Consider the following 14,157-nt stretch of genomic DNA (forward strand, 5'->3'; position numbering starts at 1 on the left):
CGACATGAACGCCCAGCGCATCGCCGCCTCCTGCGGCGAGCTGGGCATCGACATCTCCCACTGCCTGACGGTGCCCGGCGGGGCCACCTCCACCTATCTGTTCATCGCCGACGAGCACGGGGACATGGCCCTGGCGGTCAGCGACATGGACATCTACGACCACGTGACCCCCGCCTTTCTCTCCGGCCGGGCCCGGCTGCTCCAGAACGCCCAGCTCATTGTGGTGGATACCAACATCCCGGCGGAGTCCATCGCCTGGCTGGCGGAGAACATCCGCCTGCCCATCTTCGCCGACCCGGTGTCCACCGCCAAGGCGGAAAAGCTGCGGCCGGTGCTGGGGAAGCTCCACACCCTCAAGCCCAACCGCCTGGAGGCGGAGCTGCTCTCCGGCGTGACCATCACCGACCAGGCCAGCCTGGACAAGGCGGCGGATGTCCTGCTCTCCACCGGCCTGCGGCGGGTGTTCATCAGCCTGGGGGGCGACGGCGTCTACGCCGCCGACCACAACGAGCGGCTCCACGTGCCCTGCTGCCCCGGCGCCATGGTGAACACCACCGGCTGCGGCGACGCGGGCATGGCCGCCATCGCCTGGGCCTACCTGGAGGGCACCGATCTGGCGGGCACCGCCAGGGCCGCCATGGCCGCCGGGGCCATCGCCATGGAGAGTTCAGAAACGATTAACCCGTCCATGAGCGCGGAGCTGCTCCGCCGGCGGGCGGGCTTCCCCGGGCCCGGCGGGGCGGAGACGGGAGGGAGCGCCACGTGAGCTTCTGGCTGGCACAAGTGCTGGGGCTCGTCGGCTCCCTGATCTCCTTCACCTCCGTCCAGACCGGTAGCCGGAGGAAGATCCTCCTGCTCCAGCTGCTCTGCTGTGTGCTGTGGATCGTCCAGTACAGCCTGCTGGGGGCGTGGACGGGGGTGCTCATCAACCTGCTGGGCCTGGCCCGCGGGACGGTGTGCGCCTGCAACGACCGGCCCTGGGCCTCCGGCCGGAGGTGGCTGGCTCTCTTCCTGGTGTGCTACGGGGTGTCCCCCCTGCTGACCTGGGACGGGCCCTACTGTATGCTCCTGGGCCTGGCCATGATGCTCACCACCGTGGCCCTGTGGAGCCGGAACATGCGCCTGACCCGGCTGCTGTTCCTCCTCAACTCCCCGCCGGTATTCCTCTACAACCTGATTGCCGGGTCCTACACCAGCGCCGCCATCGAGGTGGCCGCCTTCTGCTCCTTCGTGTTGGCGGTCTGGCGCTTCGACATCCGCCCCGGCTTGGCCCGCCCCCGCCGGGAATCCTGAGTTTTCTGATTTTGAACTGTATATAACAACATCTTAATTACAGGAGGTAAACAACCATGAATCTCGCCAAGTATCTGGACGTGGCCCCCGAGGTGGCCCAGGCCGTGGCCGCAGGCAAGCCCGTGGTGGCCCTGGAGTCCACCATCATCTCCCACGGCATGCCCTATCCCCAGAACGTGGAGACCGCCCTCAAGGTGGAGCAGATCATCCGGGACAACGGCGCGGTGCCCGCCACCATCGCCATCCTGGGCGGCCGCCTGAAGGCCGGCTGCACCAAGGAGGAGATCGAGTACCTGGGCAAGCAGGGCCAGGCCGTCACCAAGGCCAGCCGCCGGGATCTGGCGGTGCTGTGCGCCCGCAAGGCCGACGGCGCCACCACCGTCACCACCACCATGATGATCGCCCACATGGCGGGCATTAAAATCTTCGCCACCGGCGGCATCGGCGGCGTCCACCGGGGCGCCGAGACCACCATGGACATCTCCGCCGACCTGGAGGAGCTGGCCAACACCCCAGTCATGGTGGTGTGCGCCGGCGCCAAGTCCATCCTGGATCTGGGCCTGACCCTGGAGTACCTGGAGACCCACGGCGTGCCCGTGCTGGGCTACGGCACCAAGGAGCTGCCCGCCTTCTACACCCGCAAAAGCGGCTTCGAGGTGGACTACCAGGTGGACACCCCCGCCGAGCTGGCGTCCATCTTCCACGCCTCCCACGAGCTGGGCCTGAAGGGCGGCATGCTGGTGACCAACCCCATCCCCGAGGAGTTCTCCATGGATCACGAGGTGATCAACCGCGCCATCGACGAGGCCATTGCCGCCGCCAACGCCCAGGGCATCCACGGCAAGGCCACCACCCCCTTCCTGCTGGCCAAGGTGAAGGAGCTCACCGGCGGCGACAGCCTGGACTCCAACATCCAGCTGGTGTTCAACAATGCCCGCCTGGCCGCCCAGACCGCCTGCGAGCTGTCCAAGCTGTAATACCTCCCCGCTGTGCCGCGTCCTCCGGGCCCGTTTTCGGGCCCGGAGGACTTTTTTCGCGGAAGATTCTGCCCGCTATGTTTCTTTTTCTTAACATTCGGGCCCAATCCGTTGCATCCGTGGGGCGGCGGCGTTATAATGCCCACGAGAATATCTTTCCCATTCTGGGAGAAATGAGGCGATTTGAATGGCGCGGAAGCGGCATTTTCTCAAACCTGTTTGGGCGGCGCTGCTGAGCGCGGCCCTGCTGGCCGCGCCTGTGGCCGCGGCGGAGCCATCCGGGGAGACGGAGGCCCAGGGCCCTGTCCTGGCCATCTACACCACCGGCGACATGGCCGGCCGGGTGTACCGGCAGGATCCCCTGACCGGTGAGCGGGTGGCGGCGGGCTATCAGAACGTGGCCTCCGCCATGGAACAAGAGCGGGAACAGGTGGATGCCGCCCTGCTGCTGGACAGCGGCGACGCGGTGGACAACAGCCTGCTCCAGGACGGCGGGGAGGCCGAGGCCCTGGCCCTGCGCGCCATCGGCTACGACGTGCTGGTGCCCGGCCTGAATGAGTTCCGCCTGGGCCCCGACGCCAGGGACGGGTTCTTTGACGCCCTCACGGCTGAGGAGGAGGAGACCGCCCCCGTCCGGGTTCTCTCCGGCAACTATCTGGACGGGGACAGCCAGGAGCCGGCCGCCGAGGGCTATGCCGTCCTCACCGCCGAAGTGGGCGGCCGGGCGGTGCGCGTGGGCGTGCTGGGCCTGGGGGCCATCGACGGAGCGGAACGGCTGCCCGCCTCCTACTGCGAGGGCGTGGACTTTGCCCACGGGGACAACACGGAGAACAGCTACGTCTGGGAGTGGACGGAGTACTGGCAGGAAAAGCTGGAGGAGGAGAACTGCGACCTGGTGGTGGTGGTCTGCCACGCCGACCGGGATGTGGCGGCGGACTTTGCGGCCCAGACCACCGGCATTGACCTGGTGGTGGGCGGCCACGGCTCCGCCTACGCGGATACGGTTCAGAACGCCGCAGGGGAGAACGTGTCCCTGGTCAGCGGCGGCGGCACCGACCTGACCCGCACCACCGTCACTCTCTCCGCCGCCGGCACGCCGGAGGTGGGGGAGAGCACCCTCCTCTCCCTGGAGGACTATGCGCCCGACGACACGCTGGCCGGTCAGGTGGCCGACGAGCTGGAGAAGGTGGAGAAACAGGCCGGCGAACGGGTGGCCACCCTGACCGGTGACTGGATCGGCGAGACTGAGCCCCAGTACGGCCCCACCCCCACGGCGACCCTGGCCGCGGCCTCCATGCTGTGGGCCACCGGGGCCGACGGCGCCCTGCTCTGTCCCCGCAGCCTGGGGGAGACCGACGCGGCCGCCCTCTTCCAGGAGGGGGCGAACACGGCCGTCCTCTCCCTGGACGGCTGCGCTGCCCTGCTGTCCGACCAGACGCCCCTGGCGGCGGTGGAGCTCACCGGCGCCCAGCTGAAGGCGTGGCTGGACATCTGCGCGGAGTCCTACACGGCGGAGGAGGACGGCTCCATCTCCGGCGGCGAGGCCGCCGATACCCTTTACGGCCTGGACTATACCCTCTATCTGGGCGCCCCGGCGGGGGAGCGGGTGGACGGCCTTACCCTGGACGGTGAGCCGGTGGAGGACGACCAGGTGCTGGTGCTGGCAGTGTCCGCCCGCCGCCTGGACGACCCCGACTTCCCGAAGGGGAAGGTGGTGTGGCGCTCCGATCTGGACGAGCGGTTTGCCGCCCAGGGCGGCACGCCTGCCGCAGTGCTGGCCGCCTGCGCTTCGGAGCTGAACCGGCTGGTCCCCATGCAGCTGGGCAGTTGGGCCGTGTATGCCGGCTCGGTAGGCGGCCCGCTGAACCGTCTGGAGTTCATCACAATGCTCTATGAGTTGGCCGGCAGTCCCCAGCCCGGCGCCTCCGCCGCCTTCATCGACGTGGGCGACAGCAGTGCGGCGGTGTGGGCCGCCGAGACCGGCGTGGTCAGCGGCGACGGCAAGGGCCGGCTTCTGCCCACCCAGGCCGTCACCCGGGAGCAGGCCGCGGTGATGCTCTACAACTATGCCCGCTCCCTGGAGCTGTCCGCCCCCGAGGACGGCCCCGCCGCGGCGGAGCTGTCCGACGCGGCCGATGTGGCCGCCTGGGCCCGGCCCGCGGTGGAGTTCTGCCTCCGCACCGGCACCCTGACCGCGGATGGGAGCGGCCGCTTCCTCCCCGGCGATACCATCACCCGGGAAGAGGCCGCCGAGGCTCTGGAGGCATTTGCCCTCTATGTGGAGGCCAATCAAGCCCGGTAACCCGGAAGAAGGAGCAATACACGGCGCCCCGCAGTCCCTGACTGCGGGGCGCCGTTTTGTACGGTTTCTACGCTGGAGAGAGGGAATCCGGCATTTTTTCTTGACGGAAACCCGCCTGGGCTGGTAAGATGGGATCCGACAGGAAAGGAGCCAGGCTGACATGACAGAGCGAATTTCAGAGGGACTGTACCGCATCCCGGTGCCCCTGCCGGGCAACCCGCTGCGGGAGCTGAACAGCTATCTGCTCACCGGCGGGGAGCGCGCGGTTTTGATCGACACGGGCTTCCGGCAGGAGGCGTGCCGCCAGGCCCTCTTTGCCGGCTTGGACGAACTGGGGGTGGATCAGCGGGATGTGGACGTGGTGCTTACCCATCTCCACTCCGACCACTCCGGTCTGGCGCCGGAGGTGGTGGGGGACACCGGATGGATCTGGATCAGCAGCCCCGACCGGGACTACCTGGAGCACGCGGACGATGCCCAGTGGGCCCGGCGGGACGAGCGGTTCCGCGCCGAGGGCTTCCCGGCGGAGCTGCTGGCCCAGAACACGGCCAACCCCGCCCGGGCCCTGGCCCCCGTCCCCACCCACCGCTACTGCACCCTGGAGCCGGGCGCCGTGGTGGAGGCGGGCCGCCGTCGGCTGCGGTGCATCCCCGTGCCCGGCCACACGGCGGGGCAGATGTGCTTCTGGGACGAGGCAGAGGGCGTCCTCTTCACCGGCGACCACGTCCTCTTTGACATCTCCCCCAATATTACCTCCTGGCTGGAGATGGAGGACGCCCTGGGCAGCTATCTGGACAGCCTGCGGGCTGTGCGGGAACTGCCCGTCCGGCTGGCCCTCCCCGGCCACCGGGGCCGGGGGGAGCTGGCGCCCCGGGTAGATGCCCTGCTGGAGCACCACGCCCGCCGGTTGGAGGAACTGCGAACCATCCTCCGGAACGAGCCGGGGCTCACCGCCTACCAGGCCGCCGGGCGGATGCGCTGGCGCATCCGGGCCAGCAGCTGGGAGGATTTCCCCCTGGCCCAGAAGTGGTTCGCGGTGGGGGAGTGTATGGCACATCTGGACTACCTGCGCCTGCGGGGCCTGGCCGCCCGGGACTGGGACGGGGTGGTGTGGCGCTACCGGGCGCTGTGAGCGGATTACGGACACACAAGGGAGGAGCTTCAAATGGAACTTCAGGAGGCCTATGAGACGCCGGAACAGGTGTTGGAGGACATGTGCAGCGGCTATGCCCGCTTTTTGGAGGGTCTGGCGGAGGCCCGCAGCACCGGTATGATGGAGCTGTTCAGCAACTATCTGCGGGGGGATGGAAATCCTCGGCTTAATCAGCTGGTGGACACCTTTGCCCAGAGGCTGGGTGGTTGGGTGAAGGCTCTGACGACGCTGCTGTCCGGCCTGACGCCGGAGGAGGCCGATCACTTTGCCGCCCAGGCCCTGGAGCAGATGCTGTTCTATCCGCAGCCGGATGACCAGCGCACGGCGTTCTCCCTGCTGGCCTTTGAGGGATACGCAGTCCCTCTGGTGCCCTATCTGACGGAGAAGCGGAGGGCGGAGGTGGCGGAGCGATATCGGAAGCGTACTCCGCCTCGGCGGATGATGCCCAATCAGAAGAAGCTGTGGAGGGCCCTCACCCGCCATTGAGAGACAGGAACGCCCCCGCGTCCGGCACGAGCCGGGCGCGGGGGCGTGTGCGTTCTGCGCCGTCACTGGTTCAGGCGCTCCATGAACTCCTCGCCGGTGATGGTCTCCTTCTCCAGGAGGTACCCGGCCAGGGCGTGGAGCTTGTCCTCATTCTCCCGCAGCAGGGCCAGGGCCTTCTGGTGGGCGGCCTTGACGGTGGCCACCACCTGCCGGTCGATCTCCGCGGCGGTGTCGGCGGAGCAGGCCAGGGAGGTGTCGCCGCCCAGGTACTGGTTGGTGACGGTCTCCAGGGCCACCATGTCGAACGCTTCGGTCATGCCGTAGCGGGTGATCATGGCCCGGGCCAGCTTGGTGGCCTGCTCGATGTCGTTGGAGGCGCCGGTGGTCATGTTGTCCGCGCCGAAGATCAGCTCCTCGGCGGAGCGGCCGCCGGTGAGGGTGGCGAGCTTGTTGCGCAGCTCGGTGCGGCTCATCAGGTTGTGCTCACCGGAGTCCACCTGCATGGTGTAGCCCAGGGCGCCGGAGGTGCGGGGCACGATGGTGATCTTGGTCACCGGGGCGGAGTGGGTCTGGAGGGCGGCCACCAGGGCGTGGCCCACCTCGTGGTAGGCCACGATCTTCTTCTCCTCCGGGGAGATGACGGCGTTCTTCCGCTGGGCGCCGGCGATGACGGTCTCCACGCTCTCCTCCAGATCCGCCTGGGTGACGGTCTTCCGCCCCTGGCGGACGGCCCGGAGGGCGCCCTCGTTGATGATGTTGGCCAGCTCCGCGCCGGAGGCGCCGGCGGTGGCCCGGGCGATGGCGCCCCAGTCCACATCCCCGTCGATGTGCACGTCCCTGCCGTGGACTTTCAGGATGGCGATGCGGCCCTGGAGATCGGGCAGCTCCACCGGCACCCGGCGGTCAAACCGGCCGGGCCGCAGCAGGGCGGGATCCAGGGTCTCCGGCCGGTTGGTGGCCGCCAGGAGCACCACGCCCCGGCTGGAGTCGAAGCCGTCCATCTCGGCCAGCAGCTGGTTGAGGGTCTGCTCCCGCTCGTCATTGCCGCCGTAGCCGCCGGTGTCCCGCTTCTTGCCGATGGCGTCGATCTCGTCGATGAACACGATGCAGGGGGCCTTCTCATTGGCCTGCTTGAACAGATCCCTGACCTTGGCGGCCCCCATACCCACGAACATCTCCACAAACTCCGAGCCGGAGATAGAGAAGAAGGGCACCTTTGCCTCCCCGGCCACGGCCTTGGCCAGCAGGGTTTTGCCGGTACCCGGCGGGCCCACCAGCAGCACGCCCTTGGGCAGCTTGGCACCGATGGCGGCGTACTTCTCCGGCTCGTGGAGAAAGTCCACCACCTCCATCAGGGCCTCCTTGGCCTCGTCCTGGCCGGCCACGTCGGCAAAGGTGACGCCGGTGGAGGCCTCCTCCACATAGACCTTGGCGCCCGACTTGCCGAAGGTCATGGCATTGCCCATGCCACCGGGCAGGCCGCCCATCCGCTTCACCATCCAGCGGGAGAGCAGCTCGCCCAGGAGGATGAAGATAAAGATGGGCAGAATCCAGCTCACCAGGAAGGAGAGGATGGGGTTGGCCTGGGTGGGGATTTCAGCGGTAAACTGGATGTCCTCGTTTTCCCGCAGCTGACTGAGCAGCCGCTGTCCGTCGTCGGGCCAGATACCCGTTTGATAGACGGCCTCGCTGCCGCTCTCATCCGTGGCCAGGAACACGATCTCCCGGTTGGTCTCGTCCAGGGCCACCTGGGTCACCCGGCCGTCGTCCACCATGTCCAAAAACTGGCTGTATGGCACCTCATACACCTGCCGCTCCAGCATGGAGGGGAACAGGAACACGTTGAGAAGCATCAGTACGATCAGGGCCACCAGATAGTAGAAAAACAGTGGCTTTTTCGGGGGCGACGGCTTCACGTCGCTGTCTTTGATCTCTTTCATATGGATTCCTCCGAAGTGCGAATTATTATTTCGTGTGCTAACCATATCATAAGAGCGCGCCCCGGAAAAGTCAACGCATCCGCTCCGCATTTTACACAATGTTCATAGTCCCGGGCAGAAAAACGGGCGGCCCCAGCGGGGCCGCCCGTCCTGTACTGTGATTCAGTTGAGGCCCAGCCACTGCTTGAGATCCCACAGGGAGTCGGCCATGTGGTCGCAGGGCACCCGGGCGGCCAGGAACTCCTCCGCGCCGGTGGTGCCGTTGAGCACCGCGCAGAAGTGAGTGCCCGCCCGGCGGGCGGTCTCCCCGTCGATGGTGGTGTCCCCGCAGAAGAGCACCTCCGCCGGAGCCAGGCCCAGGGCGTTTACGGAGGCCAGCAGCCCCTGGGGATCCGGCTTGGGGGCGGACACCTGGTCGCCCCCCACGATGGAGGTGAGCAGGTGGGCCACGCCCCGGGCCTCCAGCACGTCCCGGAGGGTGCCGGTCTTTTTGGTGCTGACGATGCCTGCGGGGATGCCCTGCCGGTGCAGGGCGGTGAGCAGCTCCGCCGCGCCGGGGAAGAGCCGGGTGCTCTCCACCTGGAGGGGGCCGGCCTTCTCGGTGTACAGCTTCCGGAAGCGGGCGCGGTTTTCCGGGCCGCTGTCGCCGGTGAGGACGGTGTACTCGTCCTCCAGCATCATGCCGATGGTGCGGCGCACCGCCTCCCGCTCCGGCTCGGGCAGGCCCATTTTGGCAAAGGCGTACTGAAACCCGGCCACGATGGCCTCGGTGGCGTCGCCCAGGGTGTAGTCGAAATCAAAAAATACAGCTTTGTAGTCCATTGTGTATCCTCCTCCGCGCACGGGGGCTGAATATGCCTCATCCAGGCGGCGGGGCCGCCTGGATGAGACGCGATTTATTCGTAGAGCTTCCGCCCGGCGGTGCTGGGAATGTGCAGCTCGTCCCGGTACTTGGCCACGGTGCGCCGGGAGAGGGTGCAGCCCTGGGCGGCCATGAGCTCGCAGAGCTTCTGGTCGGACAGGGGCTTTTTCTTGTCCTCCCCGGCGATGAGCTTTTTCAGCAGGGCCTTGGCCGCATCGGGGGAGGCGGCTTCCTCCCCGCCGGCGCCGGAGGCGCCCAGGCTGCGGGAGAAGAAGTAGCTCAGGGGATACACCCCCATGGAGCACTGGATGTACTTGTCCTTCACCGCCCGGCTCACCGTGGACTCGTGGACGCCGATGCGCTGGGCCACGTCGGCCAGGGACAGGGGCACCAGGTGGCCCGGCCCCTTGCGGAAGAAGTCCTCCTGCAGCTCCAGAATGCACTCGGCGCAGGACATGAGGGTGGAGCGGCGCTGCTCGATGGCCTTGACCATCCATTTGGCCTGGCGCACCTTGTCGGTCAGGTAGTCCTTCACCTGCTCGTCGTCGCTCTCCTTGAGCAGGCGGGTGTAATACCCGCTGATGTTCAGGGTGGGGAAGTAGTAGTCGTTGGTGAGCAGCTCGAAGTGATCCTGGAAGCTGACCACGATGATGTCCGGGTTGATGTAGGTCAGGTTTTCCCGGGCGGCAAAGCCGGTGCCCGGCCGGGGGTTGAGGGAGCGGATCAGATCACAGGCCGCCCGCACCTCCTCCTGGCTGGCCTTCAGCTCCCGGGCGATCAGGCCGTAGCGGTTCTTGGACAGGGCGTCCAGGTAATGCTCCGCAATGGTCACCGCCAGCTGGTTCACCGGCTGGCGGCGCACCAGCTGAAGCTTGAGGCACTCAGACAGGCTCCGGGCCCCCACGCCGGCGGGCTCCAGGGACTGCACCACCTCCAGGGCCTTCTCCATGGTCTCCGGCGGGCAGCCGCAGTCGGCGGCCAGGGCGTCCAGGGGCTCGTCCAGCCAGCCGTTCTGGTTCAGGCTCTCCACCAGGAAGATCCCGGCGTCCATGACCTCCGGCGCCAGCTCCAGCACCTTCAGCTGGGAGAGGACATAATAGTAGAGGTTTTCGTCGTCGTCCTCCACCGTGCCGTAATTTTTCAGGGGGTTGTCCTCCTCCTCGGTGTCCTGCTGGTGGTAGTACCGGTTCTGGGGGTCGGTGGACTCCAGCCACTCCAGCTTGCGCTGCAGGGTGGAAAACTCGTCCTGCTTGTCGTAGGACTCCTCCGGCTCCAGCACCGGGTTCTCCTGTACCGCCTCCTCGATGTATTCCAGAAGCTCCTGAGAGCCCATCTGCAGGATTTCCATGGACTGCATCATCTGGGGCGACAGGGTCTGCGTCTGCTTCTGAGAGAGATTGAGTTCCAATGCGCTGGCCTCCCTTTGCGAAAAAACGGGGAATTTCGTACGGGAGACAGTATATCATGGAATGGGCCCTTATTTCAACACAAGAACGGGCCCGGGGATGTAGAAAATGCGCCGGCGCTAATTGCCGGGGCTGAGAAAAGCCCCCGCACCGTAGCGCAGGCAGCGGCGCAGCCGGGCCTCCCCCCGCTTGATGGTGCGGGCCACGGTGGAGCGGCTCACCCCCAGCTTCTCCCCGATCTCCCGGGTGTTGAGCCGCTGGCCGTAATAGAGCAGCAGCACCTCCCGCTGCCGGGGGGTCACGTCCTCCTGCAGAGCCCGAACCAGATTGCGCTTGACGATGCTGAGTTGCTCGGAGTTGTCCCCGGCCATGGCCTGGGCATAGCGGGCCATGTCGGCGGCATAGGCGCCGCCCCGCCTATAGCGTATACCGGGCATTGCGGCGATACCCCCTCTCATAGTAGTGCTCGCACAGGACGGCCAGATCCCTGGCCTCCCGCCACATGGCGCGCAGCTGCTGGATGCGGCTGTCCAGCAGGCGGCCGGCCTGCTCCGGCTCACTCCGCCGCCGGCCCTCCAGCGCCAGCGCCCGCTCCCGCAGCGCCGCGGCATTGGCGCGGTACTGCACGGAAAGCTCCATCAGTGTCATCGGTTGTATCCTCCTCTCCATCTCCGCCGGCTGTCAGGGCGCGGCAGGCGGGGCACAGCCCCGCCTCCCCGCCGTAGAGCTCCCCCCGGCACCGGCGGCACCAGCCCCGCGGGGGCAGCCGCTGGCTGTCCCGCAGGGGCCGGAGCCAGATCCGCCGTCGAATCCTCTCCGCCCCCTCGCAAAAAAGTGTAAAAAAACAAAAACTTCTACTTGACAAATCACCTCACGCTTGGTAAAATAACATTCGCTGTGGACGAGCTGGTCTGCTGGTGTAGCTCAGTTGGTAGAGCAGTTGATTTGTAATCAACCGGTCGGGGGTTCGAGTCCGTCCACCAGCTCCAGGGCGCTTCGATTTTCTGCGGAAAATCTTTCGCTTCGCGAGGGAAGCGCCTTCTAGGGGGAACTAGTTCCCCCTAGATACGCGCCTGCGGCGCGATACCCTCTCCAGTCTCCGACGGGGTTTGCGCAGGGCGGAACAAGTTCACATGGAGGAGTTCCCGAGTGGCCAAAGGGGGCAGACTGTAAATCTGTTGCGATTCGCTTCGGTGGTTCGAATCCACCCTCCTCCACCAACAAACGTCCCGCCAGCAGGTGGGGCGTTTTTTATTGTGGATTCGAAAGGCGGCTCTTGGAAACGCGCCGGTGGCGCGTTTCCACCGCCGTGGCTTTTCCGCAGAAAAGCGAATCCATCTTCCTCCTCGTCGGAGCAAAGTCTGCTTTGCTTCGGCCTTTTGTTTTGCAAAAGGCCATCCGCCCGCTTCCTTGCTCCTCCTCTCCCAATCACAAACGCTGTGCTGGTTTGTGCTTGGGGTTTCAGGCGGGGCATTTTTTTATCCGCATGTGCGCTGCTGCAGGGCTGTGGGCCGGCACTGATATCCCCAAATGGTGATAAACAGGGAACGAAATAGAACGTTTGTTCTATTACTTGGCTATCATAACACCAAACGGAGATAATAGTCAAGAGATTTTTCTAAATTTATATTGCAATTGGTGATAAAATGTGATAGGATAGCCCAAAGTATGGGACAGGAGGGACGGCGGCATGGAGCAGGAGAGTACCTTCGGCGCCCGCCTGCGGGGCCTGATGGAGGAGCGGGGGCTGAGCTATGAGCAGCTGGGAACCCTGCTGGGGCGCAACCCCCAGACCCTGAACCGCTATGTGCTGGGCCGGCGGGAGCCCAAAATCGGCACCGCCGCCGCCATTGCACGGGCCCTGGGGGTGGATCCCCTGTGGCTCCAGGGCTATGATGTGCCCCGCACCCCGTCGCCGGCCGGCGGCGGGATGGTGCCGGTGCTGGGCACCATCCGGGCGGGCCTGCCCATGGCCGCCCGGCAGCGGGCGGAGGGCTGGGCCGCCGCCGACGTGTCCGGGCCGGAGGATCACTTTTACCTGCGGGTGACGGGGGACAGCATGGTCAACGCCGGCATCCGTCCGGGGGATCTGGTGCTCATCCGGAGGCAGGATACGGCGGAGAACGGCCAGATCGTGGCCTGCCTGGTGGACGGGGAGGACGCCACCCTCAAGCGCTTCCGGGTGCAGCGGGACATGGTGATCCTCCAGCCGGAGAACCCGGCCTATGAGCCCAGGCTCGTCCCCCTGCGGGATTTTGAGACCGGCGCGGCCCGCATTGTGGGCGTGGCGGTGCGCCTGGTGCGCAATTTATAAGGAGGGAAAGCCATGCTGACCGAGGACTGGATGATGCGCCAGGTGGAGGCCCTGGCCCGCTCCATCGCCTATCTGGTGTTTCAGAAGGAGGATACGGCCTACACCCCCACCGGGGCGGCGGAGGACGCGGAGATTGACGAGCTCTACCGCACCCTGCTGGAGAAGGTCAACGCCGGGGACATCGGCGGGGCGGAGGATCTGCTCTACCAGCGGGCGGAGCCGGAGGACAGGCGCTATCTGGAGCTGGCGGTGGATTTCTACAGCCGCCTCAACGATCTCAGTGACGAACAGCTGGAGCAGGGGGGCTTCGCCCGGGATGAGGTGCAGGACGGCCTGCGGAACCTGGCGGCGCAGTTCGGCGTCTCCCTGCTGTGAGAAAAGGAGGATTTTGCCATGAAGCTGGACTTTGACGCCATGGAGGAGACCGCCATCCCCCGCTTCCGGGACGGGGAGAAGACCACCTACGCCCGCATGTTTGTGGACGGGAACAACCGCATCATGAGGGGCCGGCTGGAGCCGGGGGCCTCCATCGGCCTGCACCCCCATCAGGGGAGCAGCGAGATTGTCTATATCCTCTCCGGCACGGGGAAGGCCCTGTACGACGGGGGAGAGGAGGCCCTGGCCCCCGGCGGCTGCCACTACTGTCCGGAGGGGCACACCCACTCCCTGGTCAACGACGGCGGCGAGGATCTGATCTTCTTTGCCGTGGTGCCCCGGCACGGGGACGGCGGCTGAGAAGGGGACAACAAAACGGCGGCGCGCATCACAGATGCGCGCCGCCGTTTTTCTGCCTGTGTCCGGGTTCAGCCCTCCGTCCCGTCGGGAATGGCGCCGAAGTGGTCGAAGGGCAGGATGATCCACAGGGCCCGCCCCAGCACATACCGCTCATCCACCGCGCCCAGGGTCACGTCCCGGCTGTCGGAGGAGTGGTTGCGGTTGTCGCCCATGACGAAGATGGAGCCCTCCGGCACCTCCACATGGGTGGCGTGCTCGTAGTTGGACGGGGGCGCCATGATCTCCTCGGGGTTGATATAGGGCTCGTCCAGCACCTGGCCGTCCACCGAGACGGTGCCCGCCTCGTAGTCGATGTCCACCGTCTGCCCCCCCACGGCGATCACCCGCTTGACAATGGGGCCGTCGGAGGCGTCAAACTCCTTGGTGAGCACCACCACGTCCCCCTGCCTGGGCTCATAGCCCACGCTCTGGAGGAGAAGCAGATCCCCGTTGTGGAGGGTGGGGTACATGGAGTCCCCGTCCACGCCGATGATGCGCCCCACAAAGGTGAAGAGGAGAATCAGGGTGATGAGGGCGGCCACCAGGGCCTGGAGCCAGAAGAAGAGATCCATCTTGAAGGAGTCCTCGCTGGACAGCTCCTCCTTCTCCTTTTCGTCCGTTTTCTTGCTTTTTGCCAATGGTATCAGCTC

Annotated in this window: 15 protein-coding genes and 2 tRNA genes; 11 read left to right on the forward strand and 6 right to left on the reverse strand. The window is 66.4% G+C overall.

The annotated features are described in order from the left end of the window. The 6 genes from QZ378_RS02985 to QZ378_RS03010 all read left to right on the forward strand — a co-directional run. On the forward strand, nucleotides 1–766 hold a 766-nt coding region (locus tag QZ378_RS02985), incomplete at its 5' end, for a PfkB family carbohydrate kinase (RefSeq protein WP_291257250.1). After that, the gene (locus QZ378_RS02990) at nucleotides 763–1,293 is read left to right on the forward strand and encodes a YgjV family protein (RefSeq protein WP_291257251.1); all 531 of its coding nucleotides are present in this window, start codon (nucleotides 763–765) and stop codon (nucleotides 1,291–1,293) included. The genes QZ378_RS02985 and QZ378_RS02990, both read left to right, overlap by 4 nt. A gap of 56 nt (nucleotides 1,294–1,349) precedes the next feature. Further along, on the forward strand, nucleotides 1,350–2,270 hold the full coding sequence (locus tag QZ378_RS02995) for a pseudouridine-5'-phosphate glycosidase (protein WP_291257252.1): 921 nt from the start codon (nucleotides 1,350–1,352) through the stop codon (nucleotides 2,268–2,270). A 187-nt stretch (nucleotides 2,271–2,457) separates the two neighbouring features. Further along, nucleotides 2,458–4,572 (forward strand): S-layer homology domain-containing protein, encoded by a 2,115-nt coding sequence (locus QZ378_RS03000; protein WP_291257253.1) that lies wholly within the window; start codon nucleotides 2,458–2,460, stop codon nucleotides 4,570–4,572. A gap of 160 nt (nucleotides 4,573–4,732) precedes the next feature. Further along, nucleotides 4,733–5,704: an MBL fold metallo-hydrolase gene (locus tag QZ378_RS03005; protein WP_291257254.1), complete on the forward strand. Its 972-nt coding sequence runs from the start codon at nucleotides 4,733–4,735 to the stop codon at nucleotides 5,702–5,704. 33 nt (nucleotides 5,705–5,737) lie between these two features. Then, the gene (locus QZ378_RS03010; RefSeq protein WP_191379208.1) at nucleotides 5,738–6,211 is read left to right on the forward strand and encodes a hypothetical protein; all 474 of its coding nucleotides are present in this window, start codon (nucleotides 5,738–5,740) and stop codon (nucleotides 6,209–6,211) included. 62 nt (nucleotides 6,212–6,273) lie between these two features. On the opposite strand, the gene ftsH is transcribed toward QZ378_RS03010, so the two are convergent. The 5 genes from ftsH to QZ378_RS03035 form a co-directional block, all read right to left on the reverse strand. Then, complete coding sequence (ftsH, locus tag QZ378_RS03015; RefSeq protein ID WP_291257255.1) at nucleotides 6,274–8,151, reverse strand: ATP-dependent zinc metalloprotease FtsH; 1,878 nt, start codon at nucleotides 8,149–8,151, stop codon at nucleotides 6,274–6,276. A 162-nt stretch (nucleotides 8,152–8,313) separates the two neighbouring features. Further along, complete coding sequence (locus tag QZ378_RS03020) at nucleotides 8,314–8,973, reverse strand: HAD family hydrolase (RefSeq protein ID WP_291257256.1); 660 nt, start codon at nucleotides 8,971–8,973, stop codon at nucleotides 8,314–8,316. A gap of 74 nt (nucleotides 8,974–9,047) precedes the next feature. Further along, nucleotides 9,048–10,421, reverse strand: coding sequence for an RNA polymerase factor sigma-54 (rpoN, locus tag QZ378_RS03025; protein ID WP_291257257.1), 1,374 nt, complete (start codon nucleotides 10,419–10,421; stop codon nucleotides 9,048–9,050). A gap of 117 nt (nucleotides 10,422–10,538) precedes the next feature. Next, nucleotides 10,539–10,856 carry a sigma-70 family RNA polymerase sigma factor gene (locus QZ378_RS03030; protein ID WP_242967167.1) on the reverse strand — a complete coding sequence of 106 codons (318 nt, stop codon included), beginning with the start codon at nucleotides 10,854–10,856 and terminating at the stop codon, nucleotides 10,539–10,541. Continuing rightward, a complete protein-coding gene (locus QZ378_RS03035; protein ID WP_087241124.1) occupies nucleotides 10,837–11,067 on the reverse strand; it encodes a hypothetical protein in 231 nt (76 codons plus the stop codon). The genes QZ378_RS03030 and QZ378_RS03035 overlap by 20 nt, the downstream gene beginning before the upstream one ends. Nucleotides 11,068–11,332: 265 nt before the next feature. Between QZ378_RS03035 and QZ378_RS03040 the strand changes: the two genes are divergently transcribed. The 5 genes from QZ378_RS03040 to QZ378_RS03060 all read left to right on the forward strand — a co-directional run bounded on the left by QZ378_RS03040 (nucleotide 11,333) and on the right by QZ378_RS03060 (nucleotide 13,468). Next, a tRNA-Thr gene (locus QZ378_RS03040) sits at nucleotides 11,333–11,408 on the forward strand. A 146-nt stretch (nucleotides 11,409–11,554) separates the two neighbouring features. Continuing rightward, nucleotides 11,555–11,639, forward strand: a tRNA-Tyr gene (locus QZ378_RS03045). Nucleotides 11,640–12,109: 470 nt separating this feature from the next. Beyond that, a complete protein-coding gene (locus QZ378_RS03050; RefSeq protein ID WP_191379213.1) occupies nucleotides 12,110–12,733 on the forward strand; it encodes a LexA family transcriptional regulator in 624 nt (207 codons plus the stop codon). 12 nt (nucleotides 12,734–12,745) lie between these two features. Next, entirely contained in the window at nucleotides 12,746–13,108 is a 363-nt protein-coding gene (locus QZ378_RS03055) for a DUF6483 family protein (RefSeq protein ID WP_087241128.1), read from the forward strand. A gap of 18 nt (nucleotides 13,109–13,126) precedes the next feature. Then, on the forward strand, nucleotides 13,127–13,468 hold the full coding sequence (locus tag QZ378_RS03060; RefSeq protein ID WP_291257258.1) for a cupin domain-containing protein: 342 nt from the start codon (nucleotides 13,127–13,129) through the stop codon (nucleotides 13,466–13,468). A gap of 68 nt (nucleotides 13,469–13,536) precedes the next feature. Here QZ378_RS03060 and lepB read toward each other — a convergent pair whose 3' ends face one another. Beyond that, the gene (gene lepB, locus QZ378_RS03065; protein WP_291257259.1) at nucleotides 13,537–14,145 is read right to left on the reverse strand and encodes a signal peptidase I; all 609 of its coding nucleotides are present in this window, start codon (nucleotides 14,143–14,145) and stop codon (nucleotides 13,537–13,539) included. Nucleotides 14,146–14,157 lie beyond the last annotated feature (12 nt).

The organism is Flavonifractor sp., assembly GCF_019422385.1.
Classification (GTDB): domain Bacteria; phylum Bacillota; class Clostridia; order Oscillospirales; family Oscillospiraceae; genus Flavonifractor; species Flavonifractor avistercoris.

Coding starts and splice junctions, on each gene's coding strand:
- QZ378_RS03055 (WP_087241128.1), top strand. CDS start 12,746: ATGCTGACCGAGGACTGGATGATGCGCCAGGTGGAGGCCCTGGCCCGC.
- QZ378_RS02995 (WP_291257252.1), top strand. CDS start 1,350: ATGAATCTCGCCAAGTATCTGGACGTGGCCCCCGAGGTGGCCCAGGCC.
- QZ378_RS03000 (WP_291257253.1), top strand. CDS start 2,458: ATGGCGCGGAAGCGGCATTTTCTCAAACCTGTTTGGGCGGCGCTGCTG.
- QZ378_RS03020 (WP_291257256.1), bottom strand. CDS start 8,973: ATGGACTACAAAGCTGTATTTTTTGATTTCGACTACACCCTGGGCGAC.
- QZ378_RS03060 (WP_291257258.1), top strand. CDS start 13,127: ATGAAGCTGGACTTTGACGCCATGGAGGAGACCGCCATCCCCCGCTTC.
- QZ378_RS03035 (WP_087241124.1), bottom strand. CDS start 11,067: ATGACACTGATGGAGCTTTCCGTGCAGTACCGCGCCAATGCCGCGGCG.
- ftsH (WP_291257255.1), bottom strand. CDS start 8,151: ATGAAAGAGATCAAAGACAGCGACGTGAAGCCGTCGCCCCCGAAAAAG.
- QZ378_RS03005 (WP_291257254.1), top strand. CDS start 4,733: ATGACAGAGCGAATTTCAGAGGGACTGTACCGCATCCCGGTGCCCCTG.
- QZ378_RS03030 (WP_242967167.1), bottom strand. CDS start 10,856: ATGCCCGGTATACGCTATAGGCGGGGCGGCGCCTATGCCGCCGACATG.
- QZ378_RS03010 (WP_191379208.1), top strand. CDS start 5,738: ATGGAACTTCAGGAGGCCTATGAGACGCCGGAACAGGTGTTGGAGGAC.
- QZ378_RS03050 (WP_191379213.1), top strand. CDS start 12,110: ATGGAGCAGGAGAGTACCTTCGGCGCCCGCCTGCGGGGCCTGATGGAG.